This window comes from Psychroserpens jangbogonensis, assembly GCF_000797465.1.
Taxonomy (GTDB): domain Bacteria; phylum Bacteroidota; class Bacteroidia; order Flavobacteriales; family Flavobacteriaceae; genus Psychroserpens; species Psychroserpens jangbogonensis.
This window is the reverse complement of sequence record NZ_JSWG01000001.1, coordinates 30,393-48,391: the sequence shown is the minus strand read 5'-3', so window position 1 is coordinate 48,391 and position 17,999 is coordinate 30,393. Positions and strand designations below refer to the sequence as shown.

The 17,999-nt window shown below is 32.1% G+C and carries 16 protein-coding genes; 10 read left to right on the top strand and 6 right to left on the bottom strand.

Features of this window, described 5'->3' with window-relative positions; genetic code table 11:
* Nucleotides 1–66: 66 nt before the first annotated feature.
* Complete coding sequence (locus tag RH81_RS00235) at nt 67–966, bottom strand: T9SS type A sorting domain-containing protein (RefSeq protein ID WP_033955958.1); 900 nt, start codon at nt 964–966, stop codon at nt 67–69.
* A 255-nt stretch (nt 967–1,221) separates the two neighbouring features.
* On the opposite strand from RH81_RS00235, the gene RH81_RS00230 reads away from it, so the two are divergent.
* The 5 genes from RH81_RS00230 to RH81_RS00210 all read left to right on the top strand — a co-directional run bounded on the left by RH81_RS00230 (nt 1,222) and on the right by RH81_RS00210 (nt 7,566).
* Entirely contained in the window at nt 1,222–3,162 is a 1,941-nt protein-coding gene (locus tag RH81_RS00230) for a peptidylprolyl isomerase (protein ID WP_033955956.1), read from the top strand.
* A 3-nt stretch (nt 3,163–3,165) separates the two neighbouring features.
* On the top strand, nt 3,166–4,017 hold the full coding sequence (locus RH81_RS16855; RefSeq protein WP_033956755.1) for a hypothetical protein: 852 nt from the start codon (nt 3,166–3,168) through the stop codon (nt 4,015–4,017).
* A complete protein-coding gene (locus tag RH81_RS00220; RefSeq protein ID WP_338152371.1) occupies nt 4,001–5,437 on the top strand; it encodes a peptidylprolyl isomerase in 1,437 nt (478 codons plus the stop codon). Before RH81_RS16855 ends, RH81_RS00220 begins: the two co-directional genes overlap by 17 nt.
* A 2-nt stretch (nt 5,438–5,439) precedes the next feature.
* Nucleotides 5,440–6,393 (top strand): AAA family ATPase, encoded by a 954-nt coding sequence (locus tag RH81_RS00215; RefSeq protein ID WP_033956752.1) that lies wholly within the window; start codon nt 5,440–5,442, stop codon nt 6,391–6,393.
* Nucleotides 6,394–6,480: 87 nt separating this feature from the next.
* Entirely contained in the window at nt 6,481–7,566 is a 1,086-nt protein-coding gene (locus RH81_RS00210) for a MauE/DoxX family redox-associated membrane protein (protein ID WP_152604753.1), read from the top strand.
* On the opposite strand, the gene RH81_RS00205 is transcribed toward RH81_RS00210, so the two are convergent.
* Together RH81_RS00205 and RH81_RS00200 are read right to left on the bottom strand one after the other, a co-directional pair.
* Nucleotides 7,563–8,162 carry an SCO family protein gene (locus tag RH81_RS00205; RefSeq protein ID WP_152604752.1) on the bottom strand — a complete coding sequence of 200 codons (600 nt, stop codon included), beginning with the start codon at nt 8,160–8,162 and terminating at the stop codon, nt 7,563–7,565. The two genes, RH81_RS00210 and RH81_RS00205, sit on opposite strands and share 4 nt — an antisense overlap.
* On the bottom strand, nt 8,159–9,301 hold the full coding sequence (locus RH81_RS00200; RefSeq protein ID WP_033955949.1) for a hypothetical protein: 1,143 nt from the start codon (nt 9,299–9,301) through the stop codon (nt 8,159–8,161). The genes RH81_RS00205 and RH81_RS00200 overlap by 4 nt, the downstream gene beginning before the upstream one ends.
* 39 nt (nt 9,302–9,340) lie before the next feature.
* Here RH81_RS00200 and RH81_RS16210 point away from each other — a divergent pair, with 39 nt between their 5' ends.
* From RH81_RS16210 to RH81_RS00175, 5 genes are all read left to right on the top strand, one after another.
* Nucleotides 9,341–10,477 (top strand): acyltransferase family protein, encoded by a 1,137-nt coding sequence (locus RH81_RS16210; protein WP_052172338.1) that lies wholly within the window; start codon nt 9,341–9,343, stop codon nt 10,475–10,477.
* Nucleotides 10,478–10,679: 202 nt separating this feature from the next.
* Nucleotides 10,680–12,950, top strand: coding sequence for an aconitate hydratase (locus RH81_RS00190; RefSeq protein WP_033955946.1), 2,271 nt, complete (start codon nt 10,680–10,682; stop codon nt 12,948–12,950).
* Nucleotides 12,951–13,072: 122 nt separating this feature from the next.
* Nucleotides 13,073–13,744, top strand: a complete 672-nt coding sequence (locus RH81_RS00185) for a Crp/Fnr family transcriptional regulator (protein ID WP_033955943.1) — start codon at nt 13,073–13,075, stop codon at nt 13,742–13,744.
* Between the two features lie 73 nt (nt 13,745–13,817).
* A complete protein-coding gene (locus RH81_RS17105) occupies nt 13,818–14,900 on the top strand; it encodes a hypothetical protein (RefSeq protein ID WP_052172337.1) in 1,083 nt (360 codons plus the stop codon).
* Between the two features lie 81 nt (nt 14,901–14,981).
* Nucleotides 14,982–15,560, top strand: coding sequence for a TlpA family protein disulfide reductase (locus tag RH81_RS00175; protein ID WP_033956744.1), 579 nt, complete (start codon nt 14,982–14,984; stop codon nt 15,558–15,560).
* Here RH81_RS00175 and RH81_RS00170 read toward each other — a convergent pair.
* The 3 genes from RH81_RS00170 to RH81_RS00160 are packed head-to-tail and all read right to left on the bottom strand — an operon-like array spanning nt 15,547 to nt 17,998.
* Nucleotides 15,547–16,692: a lycopene cyclase family protein gene (locus tag RH81_RS00170; RefSeq protein ID WP_033955940.1), complete on the bottom strand. Its 1,146-nt coding sequence runs from the start codon at nt 16,690–16,692 to the stop codon at nt 15,547–15,549. The genes RH81_RS00175 and RH81_RS00170 overlap by 14 nt on opposite strands.
* A 15-nt stretch (nt 16,693–16,707) precedes the next feature.
* Nucleotides 16,708–17,157, bottom strand: a complete 450-nt coding sequence (locus RH81_RS00165) for a sterol desaturase family protein (protein ID WP_033955937.1) — start codon at nt 17,155–17,157, stop codon at nt 16,708–16,710.
* A gap of 1 nt (nt 17,158) precedes the next feature.
* Entirely contained in the window at nt 17,159–17,998 is an 840-nt protein-coding gene (locus RH81_RS00160; protein WP_033955936.1) for a phytoene/squalene synthase family protein, read from the bottom strand.
* Nucleotide 17,999 lies beyond the last annotated feature (1 nt).

The following is a 17,999-nucleotide window of genomic DNA, read 5'->3' as shown; positions in this document are numbered from 1 at the left end:
TTATAATAAAAACAGCGATTGAGTACTTTCAATCGCTGTTTTAGTTTATTGGTGTTTAAAATCGGTTTATCGTAATATAACCTTTAGTGTTTTGGTGAAATTTACACCTTCAACACGTATAAAATACAATTGATTTTTGCTTAAATCTAATAACGTACTAAAACTCTTTGAATCACTAACCGTGTTTATTGATTTAATAGCTTTTCCTAAAACATCAAATACATTTACGTTTAAGTCTCCAATGTAATTATTTACAATTAATGAATTGTTAACTATTTCTGCAGTTACTTCTGAGTTAAACTCTTGAATACTCAAAGTGTTTCCGTATTCAAAACTTGAAGTAAAAGCAAAGTCTGATCCTCCAATGTTTCCTCCTGCAACATCAGAACCAAAAGCTTCATCAGATGTGAAACCATTAGTAGCATTTAGATAGATGCCAATAAATCTAAATCCGTCTAAAGAGGTTAATCCTAATTCTGTCCAGTCTACTTCAAGAGTAAATGTGGCATCACTTGACAAGATTAACGATGACTCTAATGAGGTGACAAAAGGCAAGTCATTATCTCCAATAACACCAGAAGCAGGAATTGACCATAAACCACCAAAACCTGTTTCGACTGCCATAGCATAATCAGGTTCAAATCCAGCAGGAAAGCTTAATACTGAAGCATTATCTCCAGCACTTGAAATGGCTCTTCTCAAAGGGTCACCTTGATCATTTAGATCAGCATCAATAGAAGTTCGTCCTCCTGTAGAGGTGTCTAAATAAATAACTAAGGCATCAAAAAATTCTCCAGGCCCTCTTGTAACTTCAAAAGTAATTGTTGTTCCATCGTCATCAATTATCATTGATCCTGGTCCAATAACACCTCCAAAACCTGTGTTTCCATTGCCATTATATGTAGTTTGCGCAAACGATAGACAAATGGCAAGACTAAATAAAATTGAAAAGTAATTTTTCATCATATATAATTTTTTGGTTTCAATCAAAAATAAGAATAAACAAATGATTTGAAATTTTGCGATAGAACTATATCGTTTTCGTGTTGATAACTTGATATTTAACTAGTTAATAAAGCCTTAAATAACAGACTTTTCATTAAATACTAAAAAGAATATTAGTACGTTTAAAAAAAGCATCTTGTTAAATGTGTGAATTGTATTATTTTTGCTGAAGTTTGACACAATCGTATTATTTATTTAATTCATAATTACAAAACAATGAAACAACTTATTACTGCTATTTTCTTTTGTTTATCAGTTACTGTTTTTGCACAGATTGATAAAAAAAACGTCTTGTTTACCGTTGATGATGAGTCTATTATGGCTTCAGAATTCGTTAGAGTTTATAACAAGAATTTAGATTTGGTAAAAGATGAATCGCAAAAAGATGTGGATGCTTACCTTGAGCTTTTTATTAATTATCAATTAAAAGTTAAAGAGGCAAAACGTTTAGAACTAGATAAAGACGCAAAATATATTAGAGAGTTTTCTAATTATAAATCACAATTGACTAAAAATTTCATGTCTGATAGTAAAGTGACAGAAACTTTAGTAAAAGAAGCATATGATCGTTCGACTATGGATATCAGTGCTTCACATGTTTTAATTAGAATAGAAGAAAGTGAGACTGATACAACCCAAGTATACAACCGATTACTAGAATTGCGTAAACGTATCATAAATGAAGGTTATACTCCTGTTCAAAAGGAAGTGCATAATGGTAAAACGGTTTTTGCGGAAGATTTAGGATTCTTCTCTGCATTTAAAATGGTATATGCTTTTGAAACAGTAGCTTTTAATACCAAAGTAGGTGAAGTTTCAATGCCTTTTAGAACGCGTTTCGGCTATCACATTGTTAGTGTTACAGGGAAACGTCCTTCATTAGGTGAAGTGACTGTTGCTCATATTATGGTTTCAAAAAACCAAAAAGATAGTTTACTAAATCCTGAAACTCGAATCAAAGAGATCTATAAGAAATTGCAACAAGGAGAAAAGTTTCAATCCTTAGCTAAACAGTTTTCAGATGACAAAAGCTCTTCAAGTAAAGGTGGCGCTTTATCGCCATTTACAGGAGGACAACTTGGTTCAAAAGAATTTGAAGATATGGCGTTCAGCCTTAATAAAAAGGATGAGGTTTCAAAACCTTTCAAAACAGATTTTGGTTGGCATATTGTTAAACTTATTGACAAAAAAGGAATTCAGCCTTACGAAGAAGTCAAAGCAGTATTTGAAAACAAAGTAAAACGTGATTCACGTTCGCAACTTATTAATTCGTCTTTAGCCAAGCAATTAGATGAGACGTATAAGGTAGCAGATAATAAAGAAGCATTATCTTACTTTACAAGTATAATTAATGACAATTTCTTTAAGCAAGCTTGGATTGTTCCTGTAGATATAGAGCAAGAAAAAACATTCATTACAATTGAGAATAAAACAATGAGCTATGGTGATTTCGCTCAACATCTATTTAAAAAGCAACGCGAGTATGCTAATAAAAGCATGAGCTCAAATGCTCTTGTTAATGGTGTTTACAATAAGTTTAAAGAAAATCAGATAATTCAATATCATAAAGATAATTTGGAATTTGAAAATGAAGATTTCGCACATGTTTTAAAAGAATATAGAGATGGTTTATTATTGTTTGACCTCATGGAAAAACAAGTATGGAATGCTGCATCTAAAGATTCTGTTGGTTTGAATGCCTATTATGAAAACCATAAAAACGATTATATGTGGGAAGATAGAGTAGATGCCGTAATCTTATCTTCTGCAAATGAAAAAATGATTAATAAAGCCATCAAACTATTAAATAAAGGTACTGCCATTGAAACTATAGAGGCTGAACTTAATCAAGACGAAGCACAAAATATTATATCAACTAAAGATGTGTTCGAATTTGGTAATCAGGCATTACCAAAAGATTTTGAATTTAAAAAAGGGACGTCAGAAATATACAAGCATAACGACGCATACCACGTTATATTGGTTGATTCTGTATTGCCAAAAAGCATAAAAACACTTTCTGAAAGTAGAGGAAGAGTTGTTAGTGATTACCAAAATCAAATTGAAAAGGATTGGATCAAATCGCTTAATGAACGCTATTCTGTAAAAGTCAATAAGAAAGTTCTTAAAAAGGTAAAATCTCAAATACTAAACTAGTTGTTGAAAAAACATTTTCTACTCATATTGGGTTTCATTGGATTATCATCTTGTAGTTTTTTTAAGACAGCTGAAGATGGAATTCCTGTGGCAAGAGTTAACGATTCCTATCTTTACGAAGAAGATATAAAAGATCTTGTTGCTGATAGTGTTTCTGAAGAAGACAGTACGTTTATTGTAAATGGATTTATCAATCGTTGGGCTACGCAATTACTTCTCGTTGATGGAGCAGACCGTAATCTTTCAGAAGAAAAACAAGAGAATTTTGAAAAGCTCGTGAATCAATATAAAAAGGACCTCTTCACAAAAGCCTATCTTGATGCATTGGTAAAAAGGAGTATAGATACTGTGGTCAGTGATGTAGAAGCACAAGAGGTTTATGAAGCTAATAAGGAAACATTTAAACTCAATGAGGAGTTAGTGAGGTTTAGATATATTACCATTCCTAAGAATGCTATTAATGAAGACGAGATTAAAAACAGATTTAAAAGATTTAATGATGAGGATAAACAGTATCTAGATTCTATTTCTGTTCAATTTAAATCATATTCGCTAAATGATTCCTTATGGATACAGACTTCACAGATTGTAAACAAAATTCCTACGGTAAATTCAGAAAATAAAAAAGAACTGTTAAAAAAATCTAATTTTATACAACTCAAAGATTCATTAGACCTATATTTGGTGCAAATTAAAGATGTTTTATTTCAGAACGATACAGCACCTTTAGACTATGTAAAACCTACCATTGACCAGATTATAATCAATAAAAGAAAACTAGAGCTTATTAAAAAGCTTGAAACAGATATTACCAAAGATGCTATTAAAAATAAACAATTTGAAATTTATAAATAACACCAAACTTGCAATAACCATAGCTTTAGCGTTGTGTATGCAAATAGTTGTAGGACAAGAGATTATTGAAGACGAAGTTGTAGAATCTAAAACACAAAAGGATACTGTTAAGGCTAGCGATCGCATTAAGATCGATGGTGTGGCTGCAGTAATTGGTGATTATGTTGTTCTAGATTCTGATATTGATAAAGAATTTATTCAGCTTCAAGCAAGAGGTGTTTCTACAGCAGACATTACACGCTGCCAATTGTTTGGTAAATTACTTGAAGATAAATTATATGCACATCATGCCATTCAAGATAGTATTTCAATTAACGAATTAGAGATACGCTCAAGTATAGAACAACAAATAAATGCTTTCTTAGAAACTAAAGGAGGTACGATGGACGAATTACTTGCATTTTATAATAAGGATAGTGAACAAAGCTTACGTGATGAAATGTTTGAGATTAACAAAAACTCAAAGTTAGCATCTGATATGCAACGTAAAATTGTATCAGAGATTGAAGTAACTCCTGAAGAAGTTAGAGAATACTTTAACGGCATTCCTGAAGAGGAACGTCCTGATTTTGGTACTGAATTAAAAGTAGCTCAAATTGTTGTTATTCCTGAAATAAATGAAGCTGAAAAGCAAAGTGTTATTGATAGACTTAAAGGGTTTAAAGCGGATGTTATCGAAAATGGAGCAAGCTTTACAACTAAGGCTGTGTTTTATTCTGATGATATTGCATCTCGAAAAGATGGAGGTAAATATACACTGAATAAAAAGCGACCTAGAATGGTTAAAGAGTTTAGAGATGTAGCTTTCTCTATGCAAGAAGGTGAAATTTCAGATCCTTTCGAATCTGATTTTGGATACCACATTGTTTTACTTGAAAAGATTAGAGGTCAAGAATATGATGTTAGACATATATTGCTCAGACCTAAGGTTACTGATGAAGCTAAAACAGCAGCTAAGGATAAAATCAATGAGATTAGAGAACGTATTTTAGCAGGAGAGTTAACATTTGCTGCAGCAGCAAAAGAGTTTAGTGACGAAAAGGAAACTAAAAATGATGGTGGACAGTTAATCAATCCTTACACTCAAGATTTTAATTTTGAATTGACGAAAATGGATCCAGAATTATACGGACAAATTCAGGATTTAAAAGATAACGAAATGAGTCTAGTTTTGCAAGATCAGGATAGAGTAAATCCATTGAAATATAAGATCCTTACTGTTACAGATAGAATTGATGAGCATGAAGCTAATTTTGCAAAAGACTACTTGAAAATTAAAAACTTAGCGCTTCAAGATAAACAAATACAAGAAATTGCTAAATGGCAAGAAGAAAAAATCAATGATACTTACATAAAGATTAATGGCGATTATAGAGATTGTGAGTTTACAAGTAATTGGTTAAAAAAAGAAAAACAATAAGTATGTCTGACGTTGCTGCAATAGAACAATTTATAAAAAAATATAATGCCTTAAAAACTGAAGTTGCCAAAGTTATTGTTGGTCAGGATGAGGTCGTAAATCAAATATTAATTTCAATATTTTCTGGTGGTCACTCTTTGTTAATCGGTGTTCCTGGTTTAGCAAAAACCTTAATGGTTAATACTATTGCTCAAGCGCTCGGTTTAGATTTTAAACGTATTCAGTTTACACCAGATTTAATGCCAAGTGATATTCTAGGAAGTGAAATTCTAGACGAAAGCAGACATTTTAAATTTATAAAAGGCCCAATATTTGCCAATATCATCTTAGCTGATGAAATTAATAGAACACCTCCAAAAACTCAAGCAGCTTTGTTAGAAGCAATGCAAGAGCGTGTTGTAACAGTTGCTGGTCACCAGTATAAACTGAATTTACCATATTTCGTTCTGGCAACTCAAAACCCTATAGAGCAAGAAGGAACATATCCTTTACCAGAAGCTCAATTAGACCGTTTCATGTTTGCTATCAATTTAGAATACCCATCTTTTGAAGAGGAAGTTCAAGTGGTAAAAGCGACAACTACAGATGTTCAGGCTACAGTAAATCCTTTATTTACGGCAGAAGAAATTATTGGTTTCCAAAACGTGATTCGTCGTATTCCTGTAGCAGATAATGTTATAGAGTATGCAGTAACTATGGTTAGTAAAACTAGACCAAATTCAAATACGGCTACAGACTTAGTAAAGGAATTTATAGATTGGGGAGCTGGACCTAGAGCGTCACAAAATTTAATTCTTGCAGCTAAAACACACGCAGCTATTAATGGCAAGTTCTCTCCAGATATTGAGAATGTTCAAGCCGTCGCTCAAGGAATTCTTAGACATAGAATTATCAAAAACTACAAAGCTGAAGCTGAAGGCGTGACTGATGAGCAAATCGTTAAGAGCTTGTTTTAGATTTAAAACATTTAATACAACTTACCTTTCTTTTTAATTTTTAATAGTATCTTAAATTCCTCTTAGTAATTTAAAGCTATTTATAAGTTGACTAACCTTTTAAGTAAATTTCATAATCTTAAAGAAGACAAACTATTTTGGGTGCGACTGTTTGCTTTTTTTGCGTTTCTCATTCCAATAGTCGTGTCACCAAGAATATGGTTTTCAGACCGTTTATTTCCATTGGTTTCTGTTTTTGAAGGAATTCCAGTACCTAATTACAATATAGATCTTGTACTAATATCATTGTTTGTTTTGAGTTTCTTGGGTTTTGTTTTTAGGCCAATCTGGAAACTGAGCATAATCGTAATTGGCATTTACGTCTTTTGGGTAGTGTTAGATCAAAATAGAATTCAGCCCTTTTATTTTGAAATTATATTTATGGTTTTAGCATTGACACAGTTCAATAAAAACCCTAAACTTGTTAAGCAATGCATTCTTTTAATTTTGGTCGGAACCTATTTTTGGAGTGGCATGCATAAATGGAATGCGCTCTTTTTTGAAAAATGGGCACATGGTCTTAGTAAACGTATTCCTTTTATGCCTGAATGGATGCGATTAGCATTTACCTATGCTGTTCCATTTTTAGAAGCATCGTTTGGAGCATTCTTAATCTTTCCTAAAACTAGAAAAATTGGAATTTGGTCAATTACGCTGATGCATGCAATCATTGTGGCAACTTTTGTTAAAGGAGGTTATGGATATATTGTGTTTCCAATGACCTTTTTTAATGTATTTGTATTGTTCTATTTGTTTTATAAATCATCGTTTTCGCCTAAAGATTTATTTGTAGCAAAACACCCAAAATCAATCGCCTTATTTTTTATTGCAATTGTATTTCCGTTTTTAAACTTATTAGGTTTTTATGACCATATTTTGGCATTTAGCTATTTTTCTGGAAAGCCAAAATACTGTAAGATTCATTTTAATAATCCAAAAGATATTGAAGCATTGCCAGAGCACATCAGATTAAATGTAAAACACGAATCTCAGGATTATTATATTGATTTAAACGAATGGTCGGGAAGAGCAATTGGCGTTATTGTATATCCTGAAGTAAGAGTGTATGAAAAAGTTCAAAACCATATTAATACTTATCTTGACAAACCTAATACTTATTTAGAATATTATTAACGCAATAAGTGTTTTAGATCTCTTTTCAAACGTTCTACATCTTCCTTAATTAGTACATTATAAAATCCCCTAATTTGTTGTTGCTCGTCTACCAAAGCAACAAAGCTACTATGATAAAAATCTGAACCATCTTCATTAGGTTTGAAATTAGTCATATAAGTTTCTGCTTGAAGTAAGGTTTCTTCTTCTGAAGCTCTTATAAACTGCCATTTGTCATCTGGAATTCCTGTAGCTTCAGCATATGTTTTCAAAACAGAGATCGAATCATTCTTTGGGTCTATAGTGTGCGAAATAAGCATCACGTTTTTATCATCTGAAAACTCTTCAGCAATTGAAATTAATTCTGTTCGCATTGGAGGACAAATACTTGGGCAACGTGTAAAGAAAAAATTTGCGATACATATCTTGTTTTCTATATTATCAGTCGTGAATGGTTGGCCTAATTGATTGGAGAAGCCTTCGTAATTGATTTTGTAGTAGCTCTTGTTTCCTGTAGCGTCAACCTTGAAATTTAAAACTGGAAGATCTTTAGTTGATGTATTGCAACTCATAAAAAGCGTAAGTAGTAATCCAACTAAAAGTCTTACGATTGTCAAGGTTTATAAGATTTTAGTTTGTCATGCATTTCTTTGTCATATAAAAACACAAACATGCTTGCCATCATATCTTGATTTACGGTAGTTGAATTATTAGTTTGTAAAACCAATTCGTACTTGTGATCTGGATATAACATAATGCCTTCTGCACTTGAGAAGTACGACACGCTTTTAAGTCCGATTTTATCAGTATAGTTTTCAGCTTTAGAAACATATAATATAGAATCAGCTGTTTTATCTCTTAAGGCTAACGTTTCAGCAAAAGGATGTAAATGCGCTGCTATATGATGCATGGTCGTGCTATCTTTTAACTGAAGTTGATGTGTAATATCATAACTGTAGTTGTCCTTACCTGGAAAAATAACCCAATGACCTGATAAGGATTCACCTTGGTTGTTTTTATAACTATGATTTTTTGTTTCAACAGGCAAACACATATTAGGACTAGTGTCTGTTGGACCTTGAAACGGGTTTTCTGCATCATAAGGAAGCATCACAAAAACTGTTTTGCTCATTAAAGGTTTCATTTGTTTACTATGCGGTTTGAAACCCAAATTTACTTCGTGTTTTATTGTAAAAGGATCTCCTTTGATATTATGATTCAATGATTGGGTCGCTAAAAGTAAATTTTCATTAGTAAACACTGGAAATCCAAACCCCTCTGGGAATTTGTAGTTTTCAATTCCATTACTCATAGACGTTAAACGAGGGTATTGTTCACCAATCCTGTGATTGAGATTCCATCTTGAGTAATGTTCCCCTTCAAATAAATCAATATTAGTATGACAGACATAATCATTAGAAAGTTGATCTACTTCATTAGTACTTAAAGCTTTCGTTCCAAAGGATGTAATCCAAACCAATTCATTTTTAGTATCGTCAAGCTGAAATGAACGAATTACTTTAGGACCTTCCATAGATTTATAGATATTATCTATCACTAAAGTTGGAGTAATTAAGCTTATTGATGAATCATTTGATTGAATATTCCATCTTTCATCTACAATACCTAAACCATGATAAAGCTTGGTTTTAACAATGGCTTTATGCCTATTAGGAAGTTTTAAATAGTAGATACCACCAACAATAGTTAATAAAACTATGAACAGCAATGTATATTTTAGTATTTTGGACTTCATTTTGAGTTTACAACCTAAACAAAACTAAGGCTTTTTTTGATGCGAATAGATTATGAAAAACGAATTTTTGGCTTAGACCTTATGAGAGCTGTTGCCATTATTATGGTAATGTGTTCACATACGCTTTGGATTGTTCCTGAGATGAGAGGAGTCACCCGAAAGTTGTTTAGTATTTTTGGGATTTTAGGTGTGGATGTCTTTTTTGTTTTAAGTGGTTTTTTAATCGGAAGGATTTTATACAAGATGTATATTTCTAAAGATTTCAGTTTTAAAGAAGTTACCTATTTTTGGGTTAGACGTTGGTTTAGAACCTTACCTAATTACTATTTAACTTTGGTCATAAATATTCTGGTCGCCATATATATTGGTAATCAGCTTCCTGATGAACTCTGGAAATATGGTTTTTTTCTGCATAATTTCAGCTCACAATTACCTTGGTTTTATCCTGAATCATGGAGTTTGTCTGTTGAAGAGTTTGCCTACATTTTAGGACCCTTATTGCTTTATTTAGTTTTGTTTTTTAGAAAAAATGCGTCTCGATCAAGATCATTCTTGCTGGTCACACTTTTTATTTTGATTTTGTTTATACTTAGTAAGTTGATGTATAATCAAGAAGAAACGATTCGTCATATGAGACATTGGACACTCAATGTGAAATCAATTGTGATATATAGAATTGATGCTATTTATTATGGTGTTTTAGCAGCCTATATTTCAATTGTCAAACCAAAGTTTTGGTATAACATAAGATATGTAGCATGCACGTTTGGGATTTTAGCCTTAATAAGTATGAATTTTTTAATTCCCATAAAAGGATGGTTCATTACTGAATATCCTCAATTTTGGAATGTTTGGTACTTTGTAATTAAGTCCATAGCCATTGTTTGTACCTTACCATTATTAAGTCAGATAAAATCTGCGCCTAAACTTATTATGGTGCCAATTACATATGTTAGTATTTTGTCTTATGCAATCTATGTATTTCACTATTCTATTATTATGCAGTTGATGAAATATCTTATTCCTTCAGAACCTATGGCTGGATTTGATCTTGTAATTTATCTTCTGGTTTATGTACTCATAACTTTTGTAGTATCGTATTTAGTCTATCGTTTATATGAAAAACCTATGACCGATTTAAGAGATTCTCCTAGAATTAAAAAGTATTTTAAATAGTCAACATTGTTAATTTATTATTTTATATCCTAAAAAAATAACAATAATGTAATTTTATGTTACAAAAACACTTATTTATTAAATTATATTCAGTGTTTAACACTTTTTGTTACACATTTTTAAATATGACTAAAAATTTGTAGTTTTGCAGTCCTTGGCTTCAAGGAAAATAAACTAATATTCACCCTTATTAATTACACATATGGCTTTTGATATTGACATGATTAAAAAGGTTTACTCAAATATGGCTGAGCGCGTTGATGCTGCTCGTGATATTGTTGGTAAGCCACTTACACTTTCAGAAAAGATTTTATACTCACACCTTTGGGATGGAGTGCCAAATAAGGCATTCACTAGAGGGAAAGATTATGTAGATTTTGCTCCAGATAGAGTAGCATGTCAAGATGCAACAGCACAAATGGCATTATTGCAATTTATGCAAGCTGGTAAAACTAAAGTAGCAGTGCCAACAACTGTTCATTGTGATCACTTGATTCAGGCAAAAAATGGTGCTACTTCAGATTTACAACACGCTATTAATACGAGTAATGAAGTTTTTAATTTCTTAGAGTCTGTATCTAATAAATACGGAATTGGTTTCTGGAAGCCAGGAGCAGGAATTATTCACCAAGTAGTTTTAGAAAATTATGCATTTCCAGGAGGAATGATGATTGGTACAGATTCGCATACAGTAAATGCAGGTGGATTAGGAATGGTTGCCATTGGAGTTGGAGGAGCAGATGCTGTTGATGTTATGGCAGGAATGGCTTGGGAATTAAAATTTCCTAAATTAATTGGTGTAAGATTAACAGGAAAATTATCTGGATGGACTGCACCTAAAGATGTGATTTTAAAAGTAGCAGGAATTGTTACTGCAAAAGGAGGAACTGGAGCAATTGTAGAATATTTTGGTTCAGGAGCAACAGGAATGTCTTGTACAGGAAAAGGAACCATTTGTAATATGGGAGCTGAAATTGGAGCAACCACATCTACTTTTGGATATGATGAATCTATGGAACGTTATTTACGTGCTACAGATAGAGCAGATGTTGCTGATGCAGCAAACGAAGTTAAAGACCATTTAACTGGTGATGCCGAAGTATATGCAAATCCTGAGCAATATTTTGATCAGGTTATCGATATAAACCTTTCTGAATTAGGCCCTTTATTAAATGGTCCTTTTACACCAGATTTATCTACAAGTGTTGGTTCAGAAATGACTGAAAAAGCTAAGGCTAATGATTGGCCAATTAAAGTAGAATGGGGATTAATTGGGTCTTGTACCAATTCATCTTATGAAGATTTATCACGTGCTTCTTCTGTTGCACAACAAGCTTTAGATAAAGGAGTGAAGATGAAGTCTGAATTAGGAATTAATCCAGGTTCTGAACAAGTTCGTTACACTGCAGAACGCGATGGAATTCTTCAAATTTTTGAAGAATTAGACGCTAAGATATTTACAAACGCTTGTGGACCTTGTATTGGGCAATGGGCTCGTTATGAGGACCCTAAAAATGCACCAAAGAATAGTATAGTGCATTCGTTTAACAGAAACTTTGCTAAACGCGCGGATGGAAATCCAAATACGCATGCTTTTGTAGCATCACCAGAATTAACGGCGGCAATAGCACTTGCTGGTCGATTAGATTTTAATCCATTAACTGACGCATTAATCAATGAGAATGGTGAAGAAGTGATGTTAGATGAGCCAACTGGATGGGAATTACCACCAAAAGGATTTGAAGTAAAAGATAATGGATATTTAGCACCAATGGCCGATGGAAGTGGAATTGTTGTAAGTGTAGCTTCAGATTCTGAAAGATTACAATTATTGACACCCTTCGTTCCTCTTGGAGATTCGATCACAGGAGCTAAACTTCTTATAAAAGCCTTCGGAAAATGTACAACAGATCATATTAGTATGGCTGGACCTTGGTTACGTTTCCGTGGACATTTAGATAATATTTCAAACAACACTTTGATTGGAGCTGTAAATGCTTTTGGCAAGAAAACAAACTTTGTTAAAAATCAATTAACTGCTGATTTTGGAGGTGTTCCAGATACTGCTAGAGCTTATAAAACTGCAGGAATTAAATCTATCGTTATTGGTGATCATAACTATGGAGAAGGTTCTTCTAGAGAGCATGCTGCAATGCAACCACGTCACCTAGGTGTTGCTGCAGTGATAGTAAAATCATTTGCACGTATCCACGAAACAAACCTTAAAAAACAAGGAATGTTAGGATTGACTTTTGCAAATGAAAGTGATTACGATTTAATTCAAGAGGATGATACATTCAACTTCTTAGATTTAAATGAATTTGCTCCTGAAAAACAATTGACGATTGAAATTGTTCATGCAGATGGAAGTTCAGACACTATTAAAGTAAACCATACTTATAATCAACCTCAAATAGATTGGTATAATGAAGGTTCTGCTTTAAACTTAATTAAAAAAGAAAATGCTGCTTAATTAAAGCACTATTAAATAAAAAAAAGCCCTTGATATATCAAGGGCTTTTTTTTTTGGTAAAACTGTAAGTATTATGGTTTTAATCCGACTTTCCATGTAACTAACAATATAAAATACTCTAAATGCAATCCATCTGGTTCTTTGATGACGTCAATTTGTTTAAAGTACTTTGTCCACATAAATTCAAAGCCTATAAAAACGATCATGACTTTGATGCTTATAAAAAGAAGGATTATATCTACTTTGAAGAGGATTCTGCAAACAAAGTTTATCTCATCGAAAAAGGAAAAGTCAAAATTGGTTACTACAATGAGAATGGTGACGAAATTGTAAAAGCCATTTTGTCTAAAGGAGAATTATTTGGAGAGAAAGCAATTCTTGGAGATAACGTTAGGGATGAATTTGCACAATCAATAGATAATTCTACATCAATCTGCCCAATAGGAGTGACTACATTGCATGAGTTAATGAGAGATAATCAAACTTTCAGTTTCAAAATATATAAATTTATCGGATTTAAATTTAAAAAATTAGAACGTCGACTTCAGCTTTTATTATTTAAAGATACCAAAACAAGATTAATTGAGTTTTTAGATGAATTGTGTGCTGATTTCGGTTATGATTGCCCGAAAACTGGTGATAATGTCATCAGACATCCATACACTCAAAAAGATATTGCTTCTTTAATTGGTACTTCACGACCAACACTTAACATTCTTCTTAACGAACTTAAAGATGAGAATTACATTAATTTCAACCGTAAAGAAATTAGAATCTTAAAAAAATCTGCTTAGTGTTAGCTAGCTAACATTTTATTATAATTACAAGCCATAATTTTGAAGTAATAAATAAACTTTAAAATTATATATGATGATTAAAAAAATGTTTTTAGCAATTTTGGCTCTAGGTTTTGTAGCCACTTCTTGCAGTAGTGATGATGATAATAGTTCAATTCCAGATGCAATAACTCCAAATGCAGGTACATTAGTAGGAGGCCCTTTTATTTTTATAGTTGATGGTGTTTCTGATTTTGTAAGCGGAATAACCACAGATCCAGATGCTGTAGGTTCTAATAGATCTTTTGTGGTAACTGATGACCAAGGCAACATCTTAGGTTTGCCACCAACTAATGAAGCACTTCAAGGTGTCGATTTTGATGGTGCTGGTGTTGGTACATGTTTGATTTGGTATTTACGTTATGAAAATGGTCTTCAAGGATTAGAAGTAGGAATGAACGCTAATGATCTTCAAGGGAGTTTTAATTTATCAAATTCTATTGCAGTAAACAGATTAGGAGAACCAAATGCAGGTGTTTTATCTGGAGGTCCTTTTAATTTTATTGTTGATGGAAATACCGATAATGTGAGTGGAATCTCAACAGATCCAAATGCTGTAGGTACTAACAGAACATTCGTTATTACTGATATCAATTTAAATATTCTTGGAGCTCCTGCTGATTTAGCTGGATTACAAGGTGTTGATTTTGATGGAGCTGGTCGTGGAGTTTGTTTAATCTGGTATTTACGATATGAAGATGATACCAATTTAGCTACAGTTACAAATGCAGCAGATTTAACAGGTACATTTAGTTTATCTAATTCTATTAGAGTAGAAAGAGGTCCGAATGCTGATATGCTTACAGGAGGACCATTTACATTTACTGTAGATGGTACACCAGATATGGTTAGCGGAATTAGTTTTGATAATCCAGATAACAGAGTTGGATCAAATGAAACTTGGGTAATTACTGATACTAGTGGAATGATCTTAGGAACACCTCCAACATTAGCAGCTGTAGAAGGTGTTGATTTTGATGGAGCTGGAGTTGGTGTGTGTTTAATTTGGTACTTACGTTATGAAAACGATACTAATATCACTACCGTAACAAATGCTAATAATTTGACTGGTACATTTCATTTATCAAATTCAATTACAGTTACAAGAAACTAGTTTAATATAAAAACAAAGTTTTGTTGTTAGATTTGAAGCGCATTATCGACTATGGTAATGCGTTTCTATTTTTTAACTATTATGGCGAGATCAAAAAAATCAAAAATTTACAATATAATCATCGTTATTGTTATTGCGTTATTAATTATTCCGCAGACAAGACAACCAATACAAGTGTTTATAAACAAAGGGATAACCTTAATTGTAAAGCCTTCGGTAATTGATGATTCTGAACGTAAGGTAATTTCAAATTATAATTGGAGGTTACATGATGTTTCTGAAACTGAGTATGATTTTAATTCTGCTAAAGGAAAGGTAATTGTTATAAATTTTTGGGCAACTTGGTGTCCACCATGTATAGCAGAAATGCCAAGTATGGAACTGCTATATCAGAAATACAAAGGAAATGATGATGTTGTATTTTTATTTGTGTCTAATGAAGATGTTGCTGTAATAAATAAATTTATATCTAAAAAAGACTACTCTTTTAATGTTTATCAATCACTCACAGCTTATCCTAAAGAATTTGATGTGACTTCAATACCAAGAACTTTTGTTATTGATAAGAAAGGTGAGATAGTTGTTGATAAATCTGGACCTGCAGATTGGAATAATGATCGAGTCACAAATACCATTGATGATTTACTTAAAGCGTTTTAAAAAATGCTTTAATGAATGACCAAGAGAATAAGGACCACATAATTTTTACTTCTTCTAAAAAAGTAGATTCTTCATCCAAAAAACGAAACATAGTTTGAACCGAATTTTTACTATAAAACTGCTTAAAAATCCATTCACCTTTATGGTTTTCATCTTTGAGAACTTTTAAAAACACTTTATCGTAAAATTTATATTTACTTCTAAATAGATTACTAGATGGTGTTTTATTAGCCTTAATGTTTTCTATAATTTTAGCAACTTTTTTTTCTGTAAGCTTAAAGGAATATCCTGTAGAACCTTTAACCCAGCCACCTCCAGTTCCAATTTTGGTAACAGTATTAGTGTTGAATTTAGAGAAATCATAATTGGTCATTGGGATTTGTCCTTGTTCAGTTTCTATTATAGAATAGTGGTCTATTTGCAGATAGTTTTTAATATATGTTTTGATATAATTATCATAAACATGTTCATCAACTAAGTTTTCAGTAAAATAAGTAAACTCTACTAAAGCTTCGGTTTTTGAAAATGGTAAGACATACATAAAAGTGGTTTGTTCGCCATCTTTTAATCGATAATCCATCATGACCACCTTGGTTTCATCAAAACAATTGTTTTCAGTTTTAATTACCCAACCTTTAAAATGCTGAATAATAGAAACACTATTGTTTTTTTCTGTTGAAAATTCATCAGGAACACGACTGTCAAAGACATGTGAAGCCGAATATGTGTTTTTGTTTGTAGTAACTAAAACAGATTCATTTTCTTTAACTGAAGTTACCTTTTCAATTATAAATTGAATGTTTTCTTTTTTATTGAGTTGTGCTTTAGCTTCTCTATAAAAATCTAAGGATTTAACAGAATTGTAGGTATATGGATTTAACTCTAAGTCTATTTCTTTTTTTGAAGTTATTACAGAAGCCTTTTTCCAGGATTTATGAATGATAGAATTCCATAGTGAGGATTCAGTTTGCCAAAAGCTCCAAGTTTTATCATTGGTGTTTTTTTCTGAAGGATCAATAAGGGCAATTTGTTTGTCCTTAAAATGAGACTCTTCAGAAAGTTTTAAAGCTAGTTGAAAACCAGCTAAACCATTTCCAATAATGATGTAATCGAAATGGGAACTTCCAGTCATAGGTAAAATAAACTATTATTTTTTGAAATATTTGAAAGGTACGAATAACATTCCGAAGCATTCACCATCACCTTTACTTAAGTGCTTGTGATGAATTTTGTGAGCTCGTCTTACGCCTTTAGCGTACCAATTATTGGCATTTCTAAACACCTTGAAACGTTGATGGATAAAGATGTCATGAACTAAAAAATAAGCAGCTCCATACGCCATAATTCCAAGTCCGATTGGTAAACAATACCAAATATTTTCATAACTCCATAAATAAAAACAAGTCATACTTACTAGCGCATAAAAAATAAAAAAGGCATCATTACGTTCAAACCAACTATCGTGATCTTTGTGGTGGTGATCTTTGTGTAAACTCCATAAAAATCCATGCATCACGTATTTATGCGTAAACCACGCCATAAATTCCATGGTGGAAAAGACACCTAAAAAAACAAGAATCCACAGTACGGTTTGCATATTATAATAGGTTTAATTGATATTTGACATAACTTCTAGTAAGCAACTCGAATTTTTTATAGTTCGGTACTCTAATTCTCGTAGATTTTATTTCTAAAGCTGGTGTCTTCTTTAATTTCTTTAATAGTTGACTGTAATATCTGTACGCCATAAATACACCAAATTTAGCTTCAATAGGTAGGTTTTTGATGCCTTGAAGGCCTTTAGAGAAATCGCTTTCTATATCATCTATAATATTTTTTTTAGATGTTTCATCTAAATGATTTAAGTCCGTGTTTGGAAAATAAGTTCGGCTTAAATCTTCAAAATCTGCTTTTAAATCTCTTAAGAAATTCACTTTTTGAAAGGCTGAACCTAAACTCATTGCTGAATCTTTAAGAGAATCATACTTTTCTTTATTACCTTTTACAAAAACCTTTAAACACATTAAACCAACAACATCTGCAGAACCATAAATGTATTCTTTATATTCAGATTCTGTAAGGTAATTATTCTTGTGTAAATCTAAACGCATACTTTTCATAAACGCATCAACTAAACTTTTATCAATGTTGTATCTGTGATACGTTTCTTGAAAAGAGTTTAAAATAGGATTTAGACTTATTTTTTGTACCAATGCTAACTCGAGATCGTGAGTAAAGTTATTAAAGAGCAACTCTTTGTCATAATCATGGAAGCTATCAACAATCTCATCAGCGAATCTTACAAAACCATAAATGTTGTAAATGTCTTGACGAATTGAATTTGATAGCATTTTTGTAGCTAAAGAAAACGATGTGCTATAAGATTGAGTAACAGTCTTACTACATTGGTGTGAAACGGTATCAAAAATTGCTTTCATA

Excerpts from the sequence above, each read along its gene's own strand:
- RH81_RS00235 (WP_033955958.1), bottom strand. The coding sequence starts at position 966 with ATGATGAAAAATTACTTTTCAATTTTATTTAGTCTTGCCATTTGTCTA.
- RH81_RS00230 (WP_033955956.1), top strand. The coding sequence starts at position 1,222 with ATGAAACAACTTATTACTGCTATTTTCTTTTGTTTATCAGTTACTGTT.
- RH81_RS00215 (WP_033956752.1), top strand. The coding sequence starts at position 5,440 with ATGTCTGACGTTGCTGCAATAGAACAATTTATAAAAAAATATAATGCC.
- RH81_RS00200 (WP_033955949.1), bottom strand. The coding sequence starts at position 9,301 with ATGAAGTCCAAAATACTAAAATATACATTGCTGTTCATAGTTTTATTA.
- RH81_RS16210 (WP_052172338.1), top strand. The coding sequence starts at position 9,341 with ATGCGAATAGATTATGAAAAACGAATTTTTGGCTTAGACCTTATGAGA.
- RH81_RS00190 (WP_033955946.1), top strand. The coding sequence starts at position 10,680 with ATGGCTTTTGATATTGACATGATTAAAAAGGTTTACTCAAATATGGCT.
- RH81_RS00185 (WP_033955943.1), top strand. The coding sequence starts at position 13,073 with ATGCAATCCATCTGGTTCTTTGATGACGTCAATTTGTTTAAAGTACTT.
- RH81_RS17105 (WP_052172337.1), top strand. The coding sequence starts at position 13,818 with ATGATGATTAAAAAAATGTTTTTAGCAATTTTGGCTCTAGGTTTTGTA.
- RH81_RS00175 (WP_033956744.1), top strand. The coding sequence starts at position 14,982 with ATGGCGAGATCAAAAAAATCAAAAATTTACAATATAATCATCGTTATT.
- RH81_RS00170 (WP_033955940.1), bottom strand. The coding sequence starts at position 16,692 with ATGACTGGAAGTTCCCATTTCGATTACATCATTATTGGAAATGGTTTA.
- RH81_RS00165 (WP_033955937.1), bottom strand. The coding sequence starts at position 17,157 with ATGCAAACCGTACTGTGGATTCTTGTTTTTTTAGGTGTCTTTTCCACC.
- RH81_RS00160 (WP_033955936.1), bottom strand. The coding sequence starts at position 17,998 with ATGAAAGCAATTTTTGATACCGTTTCACACCAATGTAGTAAGACTGTT.